17 protein-coding genes are annotated in these 18605 nt (G+C 37.5%); 3 read left to right on the plus strand and 14 right to left on the minus strand.

Features of this window, described 5'->3' with window-relative positions; translation table 11 throughout:
• Positions 1-272: 272 nt before the first annotated feature.
• The 6 genes from D9780_RS18150 to D9780_RS18175 form a co-directional block, all read right to left on the minus strand.
• Positions 273-1559, minus strand: a complete 1287-nt coding sequence (locus D9780_RS18150) for an adenylosuccinate synthase (protein WP_121641104.1) — start codon at positions 1557-1559, stop codon at positions 273-275.
• Positions 1560-2061: 502 nt separating this feature from the next.
• Positions 2062-3324 carry a group II intron reverse transcriptase/maturase gene (ltrA, locus tag D9780_RS18155; RefSeq protein WP_121638889.1) on the minus strand — a complete coding sequence of 421 codons (1263 nt, stop codon included), beginning with the start codon at positions 3322-3324 and terminating at the stop codon, positions 2062-2064.
• A 578-nt stretch (positions 3325-3902) separates the two neighbouring features.
• Positions 3903-5261 carry a replicative DNA helicase gene (gene dnaB, locus D9780_RS18160; RefSeq protein WP_121641105.1) on the minus strand — a complete coding sequence of 453 codons (1359 nt, stop codon included), beginning with the start codon at positions 5259-5261 and terminating at the stop codon, positions 3903-3905.
• Between the two features lie 344 nt (positions 5262-5605).
• The gene (gene rplI, locus D9780_RS18165) at positions 5606-6052 is read right to left on the minus strand and encodes a 50S ribosomal protein L9 (protein ID WP_073010506.1); all 447 of its coding nucleotides are present in this window, start codon (positions 6050-6052) and stop codon (positions 5606-5608) included.
• Complete coding sequence (locus D9780_RS18170; RefSeq protein WP_116278071.1) at positions 6049-8019, minus strand: DHH family phosphoesterase; 1971 nt, start codon at positions 8017-8019, stop codon at positions 6049-6051. Before D9780_RS18170 ends, rplI begins: the two co-directional genes overlap by 4 nt.
• Before the next feature lie 334 nt (positions 8020-8353).
• Positions 8354-9295 (minus strand): YybS family protein, encoded by a 942-nt coding sequence (locus D9780_RS18175; protein WP_162985933.1) that lies wholly within the window; start codon positions 9293-9295, stop codon positions 8354-8356.
• 876 nt (positions 9296-10171) lie between these two features.
• Here D9780_RS18175 and D9780_RS18180 point away from each other — a divergent pair.
• Complete coding sequence (locus D9780_RS18180; RefSeq protein ID WP_240458840.1) at positions 10172-10561, plus strand: DUF1189 family protein; 390 nt, start codon at positions 10172-10174, stop codon at positions 10559-10561.
• 76 nt (positions 10562-10637) lie between these two features.
• Positions 10638-11426, plus strand: coding sequence for a molybdate ABC transporter substrate-binding protein (gene modA / locus D9780_RS18185; protein WP_162985934.1), 789 nt, complete (start codon positions 10638-10640; stop codon positions 11424-11426).
• A 314-nt stretch (positions 11427-11740) separates the two neighbouring features.
• Here modA and rpsR read toward each other — a convergent pair whose 3' ends face one another.
• The 7 genes from rpsR to D9780_RS18220 all read right to left on the minus strand — a co-directional run bounded on the left by rpsR (position 11741) and on the right by D9780_RS18220 (position 16823).
• Positions 11741-11971 carry a 30S ribosomal protein S18 gene (gene rpsR, locus D9780_RS18190; protein WP_050350602.1) on the minus strand — a complete coding sequence of 77 codons (231 nt, stop codon included), beginning with the start codon at positions 11969-11971 and terminating at the stop codon, positions 11741-11743.
• 19 nt (positions 11972-11990) lie between these two features.
• Positions 11991-12491 carry a single-stranded DNA-binding protein gene (gene ssb / locus D9780_RS18195; protein WP_073010520.1) on the minus strand — a complete coding sequence of 167 codons (501 nt, stop codon included), beginning with the start codon at positions 12489-12491 and terminating at the stop codon, positions 11991-11993.
• Between the two features lie 15 nt (positions 12492-12506).
• Positions 12507-12797, minus strand: a complete 291-nt coding sequence (gene rpsF / locus D9780_RS18200) for a 30S ribosomal protein S6 (RefSeq protein WP_121641108.1) — start codon at positions 12795-12797, stop codon at positions 12507-12509.
• 161 nt (positions 12798-12958) lie between these two features.
• Positions 12959-14059 carry a redox-regulated ATPase YchF gene (gene ychF, locus D9780_RS18205; protein WP_073010526.1) on the minus strand — a complete coding sequence of 367 codons (1101 nt, stop codon included), beginning with the start codon at positions 14057-14059 and terminating at the stop codon, positions 12959-12961.
• 243 nt (positions 14060-14302) lie between these two features.
• A complete protein-coding gene (locus D9780_RS18210) occupies positions 14303-14500 on the minus strand; it encodes a DUF951 domain-containing protein (protein WP_121641109.1) in 198 nt (65 codons plus the stop codon).
• 241 nt (positions 14501-14741) lie between these two features.
• A complete protein-coding gene (locus tag D9780_RS18215) occupies positions 14742-15770 on the minus strand; it encodes a mechanosensitive ion channel family protein (protein ID WP_121641110.1) in 1029 nt (342 codons plus the stop codon).
• Between the two features lie 27 nt (positions 15771-15797).
• Positions 15798-16823, minus strand: a complete 1026-nt coding sequence (locus D9780_RS18220; protein WP_121641111.1) for a YkvI family membrane protein — start codon at positions 16821-16823, stop codon at positions 15798-15800.
• Positions 16824-16911: 88 nt separating this feature from the next.
• Here D9780_RS18220 and yyaC point away from each other — a divergent pair, with 88 nt between their 5' ends.
• Positions 16912-17532 carry a spore protease YyaC gene (gene yyaC / locus D9780_RS18225; RefSeq protein ID WP_121641112.1) on the plus strand — a complete coding sequence of 207 codons (621 nt, stop codon included), beginning with the start codon at positions 16912-16914 and terminating at the stop codon, positions 17530-17532.
• Positions 17533-17751: 219 nt separating this feature from the next.
• Here the strand turns inward: yyaC and D9780_RS18230 are convergent, their stop codons facing one another.
• Positions 17752-18459 (minus strand): DUF554 domain-containing protein, encoded by a 708-nt coding sequence (locus D9780_RS18230; protein WP_121641113.1) that lies wholly within the window; start codon positions 18457-18459, stop codon positions 17752-17754.
• Positions 18460-18605: the final 146 nt, after the last annotated feature.

An 18605-nucleotide genomic window follows, 5' to 3' on the forward strand; every position in this document is an offset into this window, starting at 1 on the left:
ATTTCGTGGAGAATCATTACTGCAGTGATAGGAGGTATGATTAATTCGTATTTAAAGTGATGTGCTGCCTAACACTTCAATTCTATACTAGAAAAAGGACTGATTCAAGAGACTTCCTCTTTTATCAGTCCTTTTTCTTCTCTACCATGTGTTGTGACATGGGACAATTAAATCTTAAACCGCACAGTTTCTATGAAAAAGTTTAGCCGCTGTAGTAACGAGATATCAGATCCTCTAAAAGCAATTCCCATACACTACAGATTACAAATTGCTTAGCTGTAAACACTTCGAACTACATTTGTTTGCGAGCGATCTGGTCCTACAGAGAATATAGAAAGTGGAATACCTGTTAGTTGAGACACACGCTCTAAGTAGTGCCTTGCATTTGCAGGCAAATCGCCCAAACTTGTTACCCCTGTAATATCTTCTGTCCATCCTGGCATTTCCTCATACACGGGTTCACATGCAGCAAGTTCTGCTAGTGTTGCAGGGAACTCATGTATGATTTCACCTTGATATCGGTATGCCACACAAATTTTCAACGTTTTAATGCCTGTTAATACATCAATCGAATTCAAAGATAAATCGGTAATCCCACTCACTCGACGAGCATGACGAACAACAACACTATCAAACCAGCCGACACGGCGAGGACGACCTGTTGTGGTGCCATATTCCCGGCCTACTTCTCGAATTTGCTCACCTATCTCATCATGTAGTTCTGTAGGAAAAGGTCCATCACCAACACGAGTTGTATATGCTTTAGAAACACCGACAACATGGTCAATTTTGGTTGGCCCAACTCCTGATCCAATAGTAACACCACCAGCAGTCGGATTGGAAGAGGTCACAAATGGATAGGTACCTTGGTCGATATCGAGCATAACCCCTTGCGCCCCTTCAAATAACACACGACGACCTTGATCCAATGCATCATTCAATACGACAGATGTATCGCACACATATGGAGCCATTTGCTGACCATAATCATAATAGACATCAACAATGTCTTCCAGCTTCATCGGCTCTACGCCATAAAGTTTTTCAAACAAACGATTTTTTTCTAGTAAATTTTGTTCTAACTTTTTACGAAATATATCTTTATTCATCAAATCGGCAATCCGAATACCGCAACGAGCAGCTTTGTCCATATAAGCTGGCCCAATTCCCTTTTTAGTTGTGCCAATCTTGTTAGCGCCTTTTTCTTCTTCTTGTAAAATATCCAGCTTTAAATGATAGGGAAGAATGACATGTGCACGATTGCTAATACGTAGATTATCAGTCGAAACATGACGCTCATGTAAATAAGCTATTTCCTCCACGAAAGCTTTTGGGTCAATTACCATTCCATTTCCTAATACACACGTTTTCTCATTAAAAAATATGCCTGATGGAATTAAATGTAATTTATACGTAATGTTGTCAAATTTTATTGTGTGTCCCGCATTGTTACCACCTTGATAACGTGCAACAACTTCAGCGTTTTGCGATAAGAAATCGGTAATTTTTCCTTTTCCTTCATCGCCCCACTGCGTTCCAACTACGACTACTGAGGACATAATGCACCTCCACTTAAGTTATAAGCTCTATTCATTTGCTTTTTCATAATTACTTGCTTATTTTATCAATTATTTTTTACTTAGTCAACGCTAAATGCGAACGTTCATTTTATTTTTTTATTGTTTGTTCGTTTAAACTACGATCTTACTATTACATATGGCTATTTAAAAATTGCTCCATAAGGTAACATTTTATACCTTGTTCGTTGCAGAAATACTTTCCTATAGTAGAACAAAGGCTCGAGCCTCCCGTTTAGCAACGTAGAGAGTGGAACCTGAAGTTTTAGGAACCACGGTGAGGAACGAACCGATGATGACTTATCGTAAAGTGATTCCGTAAAGACGCCTATTTGCAGGACGATGAAGCCGGACGTGGCTAAATAACTTAGTAAGTTGTTCCACAGCTAATTTTATAATTTCCTAGACCATCGAGTAGGAGGGGGCGACTAACCCCCGACCTCTCACACCACCGTACGTACGGTTCCGTATACGGCGGTTTCATTTAAGTCCAACGCATCGTTTGATATCGTTTATGTAGACTCTTTAAGCCTAGGTTTGACCAGTATCGATCACCTAATGCTCTATGTAAGATCGGACTTTTAGCTATACGCCAATAAGCCTTTCTCGTGTTTGCCCACTCCCATGCTTTTCCTTTACTAATTCCAAGTTTTATTAAATTCTTGTATTTTGTTTTGACTTTCTTCCATTCTTTCCAGCGTATCATTCGCATCCTTCTTCGAATCCAGCTATCCAAAACTTCAAATATAGAGGGCGTCTCTGCTAGCTGATAGTAGCCTAGCCAACCTACTAAGTATCGATTTAGCTTTGCGATTCTATCCTGCATATTCATAGACTTCTTTCTTGAGGTTAGTTCTCTGACACGCTGTTTAAAGCGTTTGATACTTTCTTTAGAAACCCGAATCTTTGGGTTCTCTTTATGGAATGTGAAAGAAAATCCTAGGAATTTACGCTTCCATGGGCGGTCTACTGCACTTTTCTGTTCATTTACTTTTAATTTGAGTTTTCCTTCGATAAATGTAGTGATACTTTTCATCACTCGCGATCCCGCTCTCCTCGATTGAACATATATGTTACAGTCGTCCGCATAACGGACGAAATGGAGCCCCCTTCGCTCTAATTCTTTATCTAGCTCATCTAAAACGATGTTGGATAGCAACGGACTTAATGGTCCGCCTTGAGGGGCTCCTTCTGTGTTTGGTTGAACGATTCCGTCCTCCATAATGCCAGCTTGGAGATACCTACGTATAAGTTTAAGTACTCTCGGATCTTTGACCTTTTGGCTCAGTTTCCTCATTAATCGGTCGTGATGTACTTTATCAAAGAATTTCTCTAAATCCATGTCTATAACCCAGCGATAGCCATCTTTCATATAGCTTCTCGCTTTCCTAACCGCGTCATGTCCTCGTCTGTTTGGGCGAAAACCATAACTATGTTCAGAAAATGTTGCGTCATAGATGGTTGTTAGAACTTGTGCGATTGCTTGTTGGATGAAACGGTCTAGCACGGTAGGAATTCCTAGCTTCCTCACTCCGCCGTTTGGTTTCGGGATTTCGACACGGCGAACGGGTTGAGGATAGTAGGTACCTGATTCGAGTTGTTCTCGAACGGAAGCCCAGTGTTCCATGAGATGCGCTCGTAGGTTTTGTACGGGCATTTCATCCACACCGTGGCTTCCTTTGTTACGTTCGACACGTTTCAGTGCACATATTAAGTTTTCTCGTGATAGAATGCTTTCCAACATGATATCTAACTCCTACGTGAATGGCTCTTTCTTCTTGTGTGGCAATTTCTCTCAGCCCTTCTAGTGTCCCCCACGGGATTCACCGCTTCCTTCACTAGGAAGGTTTTCTTGTTTCTGCTTCATCAAGTATTGCGTACTCCGAAGCGACCATTCTTCTTCAATGATTCAGCCCTTCCTAGAAATATCTAGTACTACGGCTTCGGCTGACTTCTGACAGTTCAGCGAACACTTACATGTTCGGTTACGGCGTGCGCACCGCTTTTCTGTCAGATCTCCCGGGGTAAGCACACATTCTTCCTCTCCATATCCCCACTTCATTTACTCTGTGTACCCTTTGGCAGTAAGGACTTTGACTTGTTGTGCAGTCTCATCCAAGTACACCTAGCCTTCTATGAAGTTCGTGTTCCTAAGGGCGGAGATTTGCCGCCGACTTCCTTCAGATTCTGGGTCACCCCAGACACCCTTGTCTTAGGCTAACCACTACTACTGCCTTCGTGGTTCGGGACTCGAACCCTAGAGAATGTGTGCATGCCTGGCACACACAAAAAAAAACAGCCTTCATACGCTAAAGGCTGCTTGACTTATGCTGGAGGAATATCGCTATCCGAATAACGATGATCCAAATCAACGAATTTATTATATTCTTTTACAAACGCTAAATCGACCGTCCCTACCGGGCCATTACGTTGCTTCGAAATGATAATTTCAATAATGTTTTGTTTTTCCGATTCCGAATCATAATAATCATCTCGATATAAAAACCCTACAATATCCGCATCTTGTTCAATACTCCCCGATTCCCGCAAATCAGACATCATTGGGCGTTTGTCCTGTCTCGATTCTACGCCACGAGATAGCTGAGAAAGGGAAATCAATGGTACATTCAATTCTCGTGCTAAACCTTTTAAAGAACGGGATATTTCCGATACCTCTTGTTGCCTATTTTCTTTCGAATTGGCACTTCCTTGAATAAGTTGCAAATAATCGATTAGAATCATTCCTAAACCATGTTCTTGCTTTAATCTTCGACATTTGGATCTTATGTCTGCAACCCGTATGCCTGGCGTATCATCAATATAAATACCTGCATTGGATAAACTACCCATTGCCATCGTTAATTTACTCCAGTCCTCAGCTTGCAATTGTCCATTACGTAAACGCTGAGCATCTATATTTCCTTCTGCACAGAGCATACGCTGTACTAACTGGTCTGCTCCCATTTCTAAACTGAAAATAGCTACATTCTCATCCGTATTTACAGCCACATTTTGCGCTACGTTCAATGCAAAAGCTGTTTTACCTACGGAAGGACGTGCAGCAATAATAATTAAATCATTCCGTTGAAAGCCAGAAGTGATTCGATCTAAATCACGAAAACCAGTAGGAATTCCTGTTACATCACCATTTTGATGATGCAGTTGCTCAATATTATCGTAGACGTCGATTAACACATCTTTAATATTTTTAAACGCTCCAGAGTTCTTTTTCCCAGATACATCAAGAATGGTTTTCTCGGCTTCGTTTATAACATCCTCTACTTCATCTTGCCTCTCAAAGCTTGATGTTACTATATCTGTGGCTGATCGAATCAATCTTCGTAATAACGCTTTTTCTTCAACAATCCGACAATAATAGCCTATATTGGCAGATGTAGGTACACTATCTGCTACTTGTGATAAATATTGCACGCCACCTACTTCATTTAACTGGTTCGCATTGTGTAAATAAGCAGTTACAGTTACGACATCAATAGGTTCCCCGCGATCGGATAAAGTCATCATACTGGAAAAAATACGTTGGTGTGCTGCTTTATAAAAATCTTCTGCAACTAATATCTCAGAAGCCGTAATAAAGGCTTCTGGGTCGATAAATATTGCTCCAATAATCGACTGTTCAGCTTCCATATTATGCGGTGGGGTGCGATCTATTTGGGTATTCATGTGTAGTCCCCCTTTAAAACAGATACTATAGATGAAGAAATTGGAACTATGGGATGAAAAAAATTTATGCTTTCATATTGCAAGAAATATTGCTACTTCTAAGCCCCATAATTTGCTCCGGAAATATACTTCACTTTTTCAGCAAACGACAACCCTCTTTTTTAGAATTAATGACACCTTACAGACGTGAATGTGAAGGTAAGCCAAATTTTTCTAACTGAACAGAGAAGTTGCAACATGCTTTCAAGCTTAAAAGATTCTACGTATTTTCCGGAGCTCATTATAGTCACTATTCATCTTTAAAGTTGCTGCTAATTTATAAAAATATTGCTAAACCGCCTCATTTACTTTTCACTTACACGCACTTTAATGGAACCATCTACTTCAGGATGCAATTTTACAGGTACATTTGTATACCCTAAAGATCGAATCGGTGCATCTAACTCTATTTTTCGCTTATCAATTTTATAGCCATAATTCTTTTCTAACGCTTCAGAGATTTGTTTGCTCGTAATGGAACCAAACAAACGTCCACTGTCTCCTGATTTAGCCGTTAATTCTACAGTTATGTCTGCAAGTTTATTTTTCAATTGAATAGCTTCATCTTTTTCTTTTTGTTCTAACTGGTCTTGTTTTTTCTTCTTCGCTTCTAATGCTTTTAAATTACCTGGTGTTGCTTCTTGGGCTAAGTTATTTTTTAATAGATAGTTACGTGCATAACCATCAGAGACATTTTTTACTTCACCTTGTTTTCCTTTACCTTTTACGTCTTTAAGAAATATTACTTTCATTCTGATTCGCTCCCCTCATAATATTCATCTAAGATATCTTTTAACAACTGTTCGGCTTCATCAATTGTAGTATCTTCGATCTGCGTGGCGGCATTTGTTAAATGTCCACCACCATTCATTTTTTCCATAATCACTTGCACATTAATAGCCCCCAACGATCGAGCGCTAATGCCAACCTTTCCGTCCTTGCGTTCCGAAATAACAAAAGAAGCAGCTATCCCGCTCATCGTTAATAAAATATCGGCCGTTTGAGCGATTAATACAGGACCATGAATTTGTCCTTCTTTCGCTTTTGCGATAGCAATTTTATTACGGTATATTTGTGCTCGTTCAATTAGTTTACTTCGCTCGACATATACATCGATGTCCTCTTTTAACAGTTCCTGAACAAGTACTGTGTCGGCGCCTTTGGATCGTAAGTATGAAGCAGCATCAAATGTTCTTGACCCTGTTCGTAAAGTGAAACTTTTCGTATCGACAATAATCCCTGCTAATAAAGCAGTTGCCTCCAACATACGTAATTTTAATTTTTTCGGTTGGTACTCTAAGAGTTCTGTTACCAATTCTGCCGTAGAAGATGCATATGGTTCCATATATACTAAAGTTGGGTTGTCAATAAAATCTTCCCCTCGACGATGATGATCAATGACTACTTTGTAATCGGACTTTTGTAAGAGTGCTTCACTTGCTACCATTGCTGGTCGATGTGTATCTACGACGACGACTAGACTACGGTTGTTGATAAGTGAATTTGCTTCATCAGGATCTACAAAGTATTGCCAAAGCACCTCATCTTCCTTAATTTTATCTACTAACCGATAAACACCTGTATCAATATCATTTGGATCAAACACGACATATCCTTCTACGTCATTGGCAAGCGCAATATTTAAGATGCCGATAGCAGCACCGATTGAATCCATGTCAGGTGATTTATGCCCCATAATGATCACATTATCACTAGCTCGAATTAACTCTTTTAACGCATGGGAGATTACCCTTGCTCTTACGCGCGTTCGCTTTTCCATTGGGTTTGTTTTCCCACCGTAAAAACGAACTTTTCCCGTCTCGTCCTTAATCGCTACTTGATCGCCACCTCGACCTAATGCAAGGTCTAAGCTCGATTGGGCTAATTCCCCAAGTGTAGGCAAGTCAACATCCCCCATGCCGATACCAATACTTAATGTAACCGGTGTATTGCGCTCTCCACTTAATGCACGTACTTCATCTAAGATTTCAAATTTCGATTTTTCTAGATTTGTGAGGATTTCTTTTGTTCCAACGGCTAAAAAACGTTCCTGAGAAGTTCGTTTTAAATATAGACCGTGATGTTTGGACCATTTATTTAATACCGATGTCACTTGTGAGTTTAATCGACTTTTATTTGTATCGTCCATGTTCTGCGTAATTTCTTCATAGTTGTCTAGAAAAATAAAACCAAGAACCGTCTGCTCATTTCGATACTGTATTTGTAATTCCGATTGTTCTGTACGATCAAATAAATAAAGGAGTCGTTCTTCTTTCTTTACAACCGTTTCGAACACATAATCTTGCAACTCAAACCAGATCTTCTCTTTATTTTCTTTAATCATCGGTATTAAATCCTCTGATAATTTATGAAGCGAATCGCCGACCAAACTTCCATCATCAAAACGATTCATATATGGATTTGCCCATTCTATTTTAAAATCATCATTATATAAGATAATTCCAAACGGCATTTCTAATAACGCTTCTTCTCCGACCTTTTTTACACGGTACGACAATGTCGTTATATATTTTTCAGCTTCATCTTGCAGAGCTTGCTCCGAACGCATACTGTAATAGAATGAAACGACTAACAATACTGTCATAATCATTCCCAGCACCCATTGAAAATACCAAATAAATCCTAATAAAATGATGGAAATTGCGTAAATAAACCATACATGGTTTCTCAGTGTCGGCTTTTTTTGCTTATCGGGCATCACATTCAGCTCCTACTATGCAACACTTATTTTATTCCTTAATCGGTAACCTTCTCTGGCACCATTGTATGAACAAAGGCTCGGGGCGCCCCGTTAGCAACGTAGCAAACCGATGGTGACTTAGCTGAGGGTGATTGCCTGGTTGCTGGGCGCTGGGGCCAGACGTGGCTTATTCAATTATGTTGTTATGCACACAAGCCACTAAATTTATACTTTCTTACCTTTTTAGAAAAACTTGGCTTGTCGCCAAATCTTATGGCGAATGGCATAGTTTTCTTATACTATAAACCTTTAAACTTTATACTTCCCTATAGTATACCATTCTTCTATCGTCTTATTTCTTCCCCATCCGCTCTCTTAAGTTCATTCCGATATCTAGGATTCCTAAAAATCGAATAATAAACATAAACGTTGGCATGAGCAATACTAAAATGATGCTAATAATTGGAAATGCCTTGGACATCTTTTTATCATGTGCAAAGAAAAATAAAAACGAAAATCCTTGAATCGTTAAAATAAGTTGTGCAATTACTAATAAATTTTGAATAGCCATCGACATTGTGCCACTATCAGCGTCCGCTACCATAAAAGCTGCAAGTAGAACAAAGAGATAAATAAACAGAACGCTTGAAGGAAAGCGTAATGAACGGAATGGCGGAAAACGTAATTGTCGTTTTTCAATCCGATTCATCAGCTTATAAGCGAGCCATTGACTAATCAGTGCTTGAATAATTGCTATGAACAGAAAATAGAATGGAAGTAGGTTCATTAACCCTTCCGTTACTTGCTCCATTGTTTCCTTAACGACATCAGCTTGCTCTTGGCTTGCAAACTGCTCCATCATACGTGTTGAACTTGCTAATGATTCGTCCATTAGGGATTGGAACTCTGCAACCATATTTACTTGCAAAACAAGCTGTACAAATAAAAATATAAATAGCATTCCAACGATATATCCAAAGGTTCCTCTTGCTAACGTTTCATAAGCAGTTATTTTTTTATGAATTGCCTCACCAATCATTATACCACCAATAATTGTAGGTACAGCAAGCGGTAATGCAAGAACTGTTCCTAGCAATATAGATAAAATAATCGCTGCAACAGCCATTACTAAAGCCGGTTTCCAGCTATGTCTTGCTGTATACATTACAAAAGGAATTGGCAATACAAAGATAGCAATTGGTGTTATTACTGGAATAAATAAACCAGCTAACAATATGATAATGAATAGACCGGTAAACAAAGCACCGTCTACTTGTTTTTTAGTTTGATTCATTTTGCACCTCATCTACCTTAAGTTGTTACTATTCCATTCTAATATGATAACATGTTTTTTACTCTAATAGTTGTCGAAAAGCATAGAAATATTATTTCCCGGGTAATATTATTTAGAAAGACCTTTTGATAATATAGTATTTCGCAATTCGATTAGAAAAATTTGGCATGTCGCCAAGTCTTATGGCGAATGGCATCGTTTTTCTTATACTATAAACCTTTAAACTTGTATACTTTCCTATAGTAGAACAATGGCTCAGGGCGCCCGTTTAGCAACGTAGCCGAGTGGAACGAATTAACGAAAGTTTTAACTAAAACAGGGTTATTCCGACGCACTAAGGCAAGTCCGTTTTAGTCAGCCTTGCTATTTATCACTAACCGATGATGACTTAGCTTAGGGCAATGGAGTGAAGTCGCCTAGTTACTGGGCGCTGGAGCCAGACGGGGTTATTTCGTTGAATTCATATCCCAAAGCGACTAATTTTATACTTTCTTATCTTATTAGAAAAACTTGGCTATCACCAAGTCTTGATCGCAGAAACTGTCGTTTTCTTTTGTCGAAGTTGGAAGTGATATCGATATTGTTGCCAATCATCCATTAAATTCGGTTCATCAATTGTTTTTCAATTCGTTTACAAGGAATTTATTCTTTATTTCTACTATAATAGAAGTAGTTAGAAAAACGTAACACTAAGTTTTAAAAGAATGTTGCAGTTTTTCTTATACTATAGTACATTTTATACTTTCTTAGAGTGAAATAAAGACAAGGGTGACAATAATGATATTCTTCCATGCGTTCATACATAGTATCAAACTCCCCAAAAAGAACGCAATATTCCAGCTTAATCGTATTGGGATGGATATTGCAGTTATTTATATGTTAATTCTTATCTTACTTGTATCTATTCCTTCATTTCTCCAATATACTTTAACCACAGGGGATGGAGTAGCAGCACAGTTAAATGGTTTTTTCAAAATCATTTACTTTTTTATTTTTCATTATTTGCCTTTATCAATCATAATATTTATTCTTTTATCTATTATAGCTGGTATTGGAACACTTATAGCCAAATTTATGGATCGAAAATTAAAGTTTTCTATACTATGGAAAATGTCTGTTTTTACCACAAGCATCCCTTTTTTGTTCTACACAATTGTAGGAATCTTTTTTCCTCTGCAAGATAGTTTCTTATTCCTATTCTGTGCTTATTCATTACTATTTCTCGTTTTGATTATTACCGTATATCCAAAACGGCGGAAAAAGTAGAAAAAAACTATTTAAAGCCCCGTTCATTTGATTATTAGAACAGTGATAGAATATTATGAGCACTAGGAGGACTTACATGAAGCATATTTTTATCCTTTGCATCAGCATCGTTTTTCTAACAGGGTGCTCTCTGTTTGAGGAAGAACAACTATTCGAGCAACCTGCTGAACAAAATAAAATACTTGTAGCTGCTGATTCCAGTTTGAAAGATGTACTTCCAGAACTAATCACGAAATTTGAAAAAGAACATCCGACAATAGCAGTAGAAGTTAATTTTGCAAGTTCTGGCCAATTAGCTGGTAATATTCAACAAGGGGCTCCCATCGACCTGCTCTTATCTGCAAATAAAGAGTGGACGGATACGTTAAAAAAAGAAGGATTAATTCTAAATGGTTCGCAAAAAAGATTTGCTCACAATCAACTCGTATTAATATCACATACAGATAAAGAGCTATCAATAGAAAATTTAAGTGATTTAAAACGGGCTCCTTTTAAAGAACTCGTTCTAGGTGATACCGTGAATGTAACAGCTGGTGATTATGCACAAAAAGCTTTCCAATCAAATGAAGTAAATATATGGGACACCATTAAAAATAAAACTGTCTATGTTAAAGATGTAGCAGACATTATGGAAAAGGTGAAAGAGGATGCGCAAACACTTGGCGTTGTATATGCTTCCAACGCGTTGCAAAACGAGGACATAAACGTGATCTATGAAATTGACGAGCACCTCCATCCACCCATCGTTTATGAAACGGGAATTACTTCCTATAGTACAAATCATCATGATGCGAAGGTGTTAACCGATTTTATCAGTTCAAAAAAGGCAACGGAAACTTTTGCAGCATATGGGTTTGGAGAATAGTTCAAACTCATACACGAACAAGACTTCATTTACTTCCATTTTTTTATGTAAGTCAAATAAAACTGTGGTCTGTATTGTTTTCTTGCATACGCTACTCACTATTAAAGCCTAGAAATAAATCAGTTATCAGCAAATAAATAGAGCGATAATTTACGGTTTAAAAACATTTTATAATGTGTAGAAAAACGAAGGCTTGCCGCCAAGTCTCCTAGCGATAGCCTTCGTTTTTCTTATACTATAATCAATAATAATTTTACAATTTAGGCTGTTAAAAAAACCATCTTCTGCAAGTAGCAAAAGATGGTTTTTTATGATTACTCAGCCACATATGGCAATAAAGCCATTGTACGAGCACGTTTGATTGCTTTCGTTAGTTTACGTTGATATTTTGCAGAAGTTCCAGTTACACGACGAGGAAGAATTTTTCCACGTTCAGAAATAAAACGTCTTAGCAAGTCAACATCTTTATAGTCAATGTGTGTAATTCCGTTCGCTGTAAAATAACACACTTTACGACGTTTTGCACGACCGCGACGAGCTGCCATCAATATGACCTCCTTTTAATTAAAATGGTAAATCATCATCTGATATTTCAATAGGTTCTCCATTATTTTGAAATGGATTTTCCTTGTTATTTTGATTTTGACTTTGACTTTGTTCATATGGGTTGGATTGCGGTTCGAATTGACCTTGGTTTCTGTTTGGTTGAAATCCTGATGCACCTTGTCCCCCGCCCTGAGAAGAACCTTTTGTTTCCAAAAATTGAACACTTTCTGCCACTATTTCAGTAACAAATACTGTTTTTCCATCTTGGCCTTCAAATCGGCGTGTTTGCACTCGTCCATCCACACCAACCATGCTACCTTTATTCATATAATTCGCCAGGTTTTCCGCTGCTCTACGCCAAACGACACAGTTAATAAAATCTGCTTCACGGTTCCCCTGTTGATTGGAAAATGGACGGTTTACCGCAAGTGTGAAATTGGCAACTGCTACGCCACTTGGGGTGTAACGTAAATCAGGATCCTTCGTTAACCTGCCGACAAGTACGACACGATTTAACATCCGAACCACTCCTTATTATTGATCATCTTCTCGAACGACAATATGACGAATAATATCATCAGAAAACTTTGCTAGACGGTCAAACTCGTTAATAGCTTGATCATCACTGCTGAAGTTAATGATTACATAATACCCATCACGATAGTCATTGATTTCATAAGCTAGGCGTTTTTTGCCTTTTTCATCAACTTTTTCAATCTCCGCACCATTATCAGTAAGAATACCATTGAAACGCTCTATTAAAGATGTCTGCGCTTCTTCTTCCATGTCTGGGCGGATGATGTACATGATTTCGTATTTTCTCATCCGTAGCACCTCCTTTTGGACTTAGCGGCTCCCAATATTCGACGGTAAATAATGTCGTCATGAGAGCAAGGAGTAATTCATAAAATTTAATTACTCACGATAGTGTATTATACCAAATCATCTTACAAATGACAAGTTTTTCGAGAGATCCTGTTTTACGTTTACACATTAAATCGGAAGTGGATAACATCGCCATCTTGAACGATGTAATCTTTCCCTTCTAACCGTACCTTTCCATTTTCCCGCGCTTTTGTCATAGATCCAGCTGCTACTAAATCATCGTAGGACACCGTTTCAGCACGGATAAAACCACGTTCAAAATCAGTATGAATGATTCCAGCAGCTTGCGGTGCTTTCATCCCTTTACGGAACGTCCAAGCACGAACTTCTTGTTCTCCCGCTGTAAAATATGTCGCCAATCCTAATAAATGATAAGAGGCTTTAATCAGCTTGTCCAGACCCGATTCTGTAATACCTAAATCGTCCAAGAACATGGCTTTTTCTTCTTCATCTAATTCGGAAATCTCTTCTTCTATTTTTGCACAAACGACAATCACTTCTGCATTTTCTTTTTCTGCATATGCTTTTACTTTTTGAACATGCTCATTGGCATCTGTATCTGCTACTTCTTCTTCACTTACATTAGCTACATAAAGCGTTGGCTTACTTGTAAGCAAATGTAGCCCTTTAACAATTTTCCATTGTTCTTCATTAAACTCCATTGCTCTAACTGGTTGTTCTTCTTCTAATCCTGTCTTCAATTTACTTAATACGTCAAATTCTGCAACAGCAGATTTTTCCTTTTGCCTAGCTAATTTCTCCACACGTTGGAATCGTTTGTTCACCGTTTCCAAATCTGCAAGAATTAATTCCAAATTAATAATATCCATATCTTCAACTGGGTCGACTTTTCCAGATACATGCGTAATATTCTCATCATCAAAGCAACGGACGACTTGGCAAATAGCATCTACTTGACGAATATGAGATAAAAACTGGTTACCTAATCCCTCCCCTTTACTTGCGCCTTTTACAATACCTGCAATATCTGTAAACTCAAATGTTGTCGGTACTGTCTTTTTTGGTTTTACTAATTCTGTTAATTTATTTAAGCGTTTGTCTGGTACTTCTACAATTCCTACGTTTGGATCTATGGTCGCAAACGGATAGTTTGCTGCTTCTGCTCCAGCTTGGGTAATTGCATTAAATAACGTGGACTTACCGACGTTTGGAAGACCGACAATTCCTGCTGTTAAAGACATGCCTATTTCACTCCTTAAGGATTCCATTCATATGACGCGTTTGTCCTTTTCATTATAGATACAAGCCAATCAAATGACAAGCTAACTAAAAGTAAAAGTAGACAGAAATAGCTGCCTACTTTTACACTTTACCCTATTAAATTTCATTTTCTCTTTATCTTTAATCTTAATTATACCATTTTAACACGGTCATCGCTATTTCTTTACACATGAAAAAATTTCTTTTTCCTTTTATATCCGTACTTATTCCTCTGCTTTTTTCAGTATTTTTTTCATTTTTTTCTCAAATTGTTTACGCGGGATCATAACACTATGATTACAGCCCAAACATTTAATACGGATATCCATTCCCATCCGTATAATTCGCCAACGGTTGTCGCCACATGGATGTGGCTTTTTCATTTGTACGACATCATGTAGTGCAAATTCTTTTCCTTCCATTACCCTGTTCTCCTTCATTATTTATCATTGTAAGATGAACTATCTAAACCTTAACATGTATAATAAGCAAATGCTACGCTAGGATTAGCGATTCAAAATTTTACTCTTTTTAATCGGTAAATTAGTGTTTATGAAGATAATAAGAATACACGACAGTAACAGATCAATATTTCTTATTGGCTCGTTCCTTAATAGAAAATCTGTGCCTCCCCATCGGTTTTTCTATTTATAATTATTTTGCTTATTCATCGCCTTCCCTTTGTGGGGACTGTTCGCCATGCGATTCAAGATCCGGATATCCTGTTCGATTACTCGAGCTATCATGAAACTGTTTCCTTTGGCTATAATCCAATAATTCTTGCTTCTGGTCCCGAGAATACATCACGATTCTTGGAGAAGGTATTTCAATTCCTGATCGATAAAGGTAATGTTGCATATCACGGCGAATATTTCTTTCTGCAGCCCATTGAAAACCAGGTAATGTTTCTGCAATGACACGAATTACAAAATGAGACGCTTCTAAATTTTGCACACCAATAATTTCTGGGGTTCCTACAACAAAATCATATTTATCTGGTAGTGTAACAGCAACTTCATTTATTAAGCGCTCTGCGTCATCGACACTACTCTCATAAGGTACATTAATATCTACGATTGCTAACCCATTATGAACGGAATAATTGATAACTTGGGTGACATTACCATTTGGTAAAATATGCATTTCACCTGTCCAGCTTAATACTTTCGTTGTTCTTAAACCGATTTCTTCCACCGTTCCTTCAATACCTGCGACACCAACATAATCGCCTACAGAAAATTGGTCTTCAAAAATAATGAAAAATCCTGAGATAATGTCTCTGACTAAATTTTGCGCACCAAAACCAATTGCTAAACCAGCGACACCTGCACCAGCAATTAATGCCCCTACTTGCAGACCAAACACACCATCTAAAATCATAAGGAGTGCGATAAAATAAACCACATATGCAATTACATTTTTAATTAATTTTTTTAATGTGTTTTCCCGACGTTCCGTAATGCGAAGGGGGCCTTTATCCCGCTTCTTAAATAACCGGTCCACTACTTTCCGAGAAATACGAATGACCATTAGAGATAATACGAGAATAAGTATAATTTGCAGCATACCTTTTCCAACTGAAAACCATAAATCAGCACCTGTTAAATAATCCCATGCATCATTCATCAGTTTATGAAAATTATCTACTTCTTTTTCTACATTTTCTTCTACTGTACTTTGCGTTAAATTCATCCTAAGCCTCCCATGCCTTATCAAAATCTATATTTTTAGTTTTTCCAATTTATCCCAAAAAGGGAGAAATAATAATCGCGTTAATACGTATAAATTTAATATACCGTAAATGGGGTATAAATATTGAATTAAAGTTGAAAAACCGAGAGCTGTTAATGGAATCATTGTAACCAAGGTCAAGCAAACAATCAACCATAATGGCTGCTTGACATAGTCTTGTATACGGCTCACAATGCCAAGTATTCCTGAAGCAGCTGTGGTAAAAATAGCAAACCATAATAATATACTCATAAAAACGAGCATTTGTAATGGATAGTTCTTCATAATAGCAAATAATGGAATCTCATATACTAGTACTTCATCAGCAATTTGAATTAAACTATTATTGTAAATAAACGAAATAACTCCAAGTGTAAGCCCACTGCCAATAGAAGCAATCCATATTTCTTGTTTTGATTGTACTTTATGTCCGATGGCTCCCAAGACAGCAATTAGCGGAAGAATATTTAATGCCGTAAAAGGGAATGCGGCCATCCAATTTCGTTGTTCATGCCAATGTGAAAAAAGATCCAATTTTTGATCGACTGTAAACCATAATAGAACAAACACAAGCCCTGTTAATAATATTGGTAATATAAATTGGTTGATAGATAGGAGGCCGTTCACTCCTTTTAAAAATAGTAGTATAAGCGCAACAATTATTATACTTATTCCCCACCAGTAAGGGTAATTAAACGCTTGCGATGTTGCACCACTACCAGCAATCATAATAACAGTAGTTGTAAACAAATAAATAAAAATCATCACGTCATACACTTTGGTTAATTTCACACCTACAATATCTCGCAGAACTGGTAAGTAGTGGGTAGACTTTCGTGTGTAGCTTACATTCATAATGCCTATACAGCAAATAGTAAAAAAACAGGCAAATAACACAATAGCTAGTCCACTTTCATGCCCAAAAAATTGCCATAATTCTCTTCCTGAAGCATACCCTGCTCCAATCGTTGTGCCAATAATTAAAAACATCCATTGCATCCCTGCTCGTATCATCTCTTTTCCTCCATTTATTTTAATCATCTACGTATAGATTCAGGAAAATATCCGTATACTATACCAATATGTCTTTGGAGGATAAGCTATGATTTTTAAAAACAAATTATTGGATAATCAAGATCAATTCCGTATGCACTATACAGATCCGGAATTCCATTTGAATATGCTAAACCGTTTTTTAGCACTTCTCCCTCCGACACCACGGGAATATGTAGTTGTATCTATTGGGACAGACCGTTCTACAGGAGATGCTTTAGGACCACTTGTTGGGAGTTTGTTTTCTGAGAAGAAACCGAGGCATATTTCTGTCTATGGCACGTTGGATAACCCCGTTCATGCTGTCAATTTACAAGATTATCTACATCAAATTGAGACATCATACCGACATCCTTTTATAATAGCCATTGATGCTTGTTTAGGAAAGCAACATTCTGTAGGAAAAATCATTGCAGGAAAAGGACCTATTAAACCTGGTGCAGCATTAAATAAACCGCTTCCTGCTATAGGAGATGCTCATCTTACTGGTGTTGTTAATGTGAGTGGATTTATGGAGTACGCTGTTTTACAAAATACGAGACTGCAAATTGTTATGGCAATGGCCAAATTAATTGCCGACCTTTTAGATGAAGTAGATCAACGTTTAACATATAGAAAAAGAATGCCAGCTGTGGTTTCAACGACCATATCAAAATCGTTTTCTTTATGAAGCCATGACGAGCGCTGATGCAGGAGTCAGAGATTCATTGATTGGGCAATTTTTCTCGTAATCGATGGTACTCGTCTCCCATACATATGGACTATAGATGGAACAAAAGGGATAGGCTATGCACACCTAATCCTTTTGTTCACTATAGGAATGTATAAGATTTTTTAGTTTATAGTATTTAGAAAACAAGACTTTTTCAGCTATAGGAATCTAACTATGTTACAAAAATAGTAGATATACAGAGTAAACGAAGCCTACCATTATAACAGCTGGTAATAGATTTCCTATTCTTATAGATGTAATATTTAATAGATTTAGTCCAATTGCTACAATTAATAAGCCACCTACTGCTGTTACTTCCGTGATGAAACCATCCAAATATGCTTTAGGAATGATTCCCTCGATTTGTGTCGCTAATAGAGCAATAGAACCTTGATATAATAGTACAGGAATAACTGATAATATAACCCCAAATCCTAACGTTGTCGTCAATACTAAGGAGACAAAGCCATCTAATATACCTTTTGTTATTAAAACTTCATGATCTCCTCGCAATCCACTATCTAACGCTCCAATAATGGCCATTGCACCAATGACAAATATTAAAGAGGCTGTAACAAAACCTTGCGAAACTCGTGTATCATCTTCTTTAGAACCTAATTGATTGCCAACCCATTTTCCTAATTGATTTAAACGGTCTTCTAAGCGAAGCCATTCTCCTAGAACAGCTCCCATCAGTAAGCTTAGTAAAACCACAATAATTTGTTCCGTGACAAAAGCCATTTGCAAACCAATTAATATGACAGCTAAACCGATTCCTTGCATGACAGTCTCTTTATACCGATCTGGGATTTTAGTGAATACTAAACCTAGTAAGCTGCCAATGATAATTAGAATTCCATTTATAATGGTACCATATAAAGCTATTTTGTCCGCCTCCCCTATTTTAATATGTCACTGTTTCACGTGAAACATTTGTATGTAACTTACATTTATATGAAATCACGATTGTAGGAAAATATAATTATAGCTCACGTATATTGATTTACGAAAAAAATGTCTTCTCTTATCTA

It is taken from the genome of Virgibacillus sp. Bac330 (assembly GCF_003667845.1).
In the GTDB taxonomy this organism is placed as follows: domain Bacteria; phylum Bacillota; class Bacilli; order Bacillales; family Amphibacillaceae; genus Virgibacillus; species Virgibacillus chiguensis.

Bases quoted from the DNA above. Each gene is read 5' to 3' on its own strand.
- D9780_RS18150 (WP_121641104.1), bottom strand. From the start codon at position 1,559: ATGTCCTCAGTAGTCGTAGTTGGAACGCAGTGGGGCGATGAAGGAAAA.
- dnaB (WP_121641105.1), bottom strand. From the start codon at position 5,261: ATGAATACCCAAATAGATCGCACCCCACCGCATAATATGGAAGCTGAA.
- rplI (WP_073010506.1), bottom strand. From the start codon at position 6,052: ATGAAAGTAATATTTCTTAAAGACGTAAAAGGTAAAGGAAAACAAGGT.
- D9780_RS18170 (WP_116278071.1), bottom strand. From the start codon at position 8,019: ATGCCCGATAAGCAAAAAAAGCCGACACTGAGAAACCATGTATGGTTT.
- D9780_RS18175 (WP_162985933.1), bottom strand. From the start codon at position 9,295: ATGAATCAAACTAAAAAACAAGTAGACGGTGCTTTGTTTACCGGTCTA.
- D9780_RS18180 (WP_240458840.1), top strand. From the start codon at position 10,172: ATGTTAATTCTTATCTTACTTGTATCTATTCCTTCATTTCTCCAATAT.
- modA (WP_162985934.1), top strand. From the start codon at position 10,638: ATGAAGCATATTTTTATCCTTTGCATCAGCATCGTTTTTCTAACAGGG.
- rpsR (WP_050350602.1), bottom strand. From the start codon at position 11,971: ATGGCAGCTCGTCGCGGTCGTGCAAAACGTCGTAAAGTGTGTTATTTT.
- ssb (WP_073010520.1), bottom strand. From the start codon at position 12,491: ATGTTAAATCGTGTCGTACTTGTCGGCAGGTTAACGAAGGATCCTGAT.
- rpsF (WP_121641108.1), bottom strand. From the start codon at position 12,797: ATGAGAAAATACGAAATCATGTACATCATCCGCCCAGACATGGAAGAA.
- ychF (WP_073010526.1), bottom strand. From the start codon at position 14,059: ATGTCTTTAACAGCAGGAATTGTCGGTCTTCCAAACGTCGGTAAGTCC.
- D9780_RS18210 (WP_121641109.1), bottom strand. From the start codon at position 14,500: ATGGAAGGAAAAGAATTTGCACTACATGATGTCGTACAAATGAAAAAG.
- D9780_RS18215 (WP_121641110.1), bottom strand. From the start codon at position 15,770: ATGAATTTAACGCAAAGTACAGTAGAAGAAAATGTAGAAAAAGAAGTA.
- D9780_RS18220 (WP_121641111.1), bottom strand. From the start codon at position 16,823: ATGATACGAGCAGGGATGCAATGGATGTTTTTAATTATTGGCACAACG.
- yyaC (WP_121641112.1), top strand. From the start codon at position 16,912: ATGATTTTTAAAAACAAATTATTGGATAATCAAGATCAATTCCGTATG.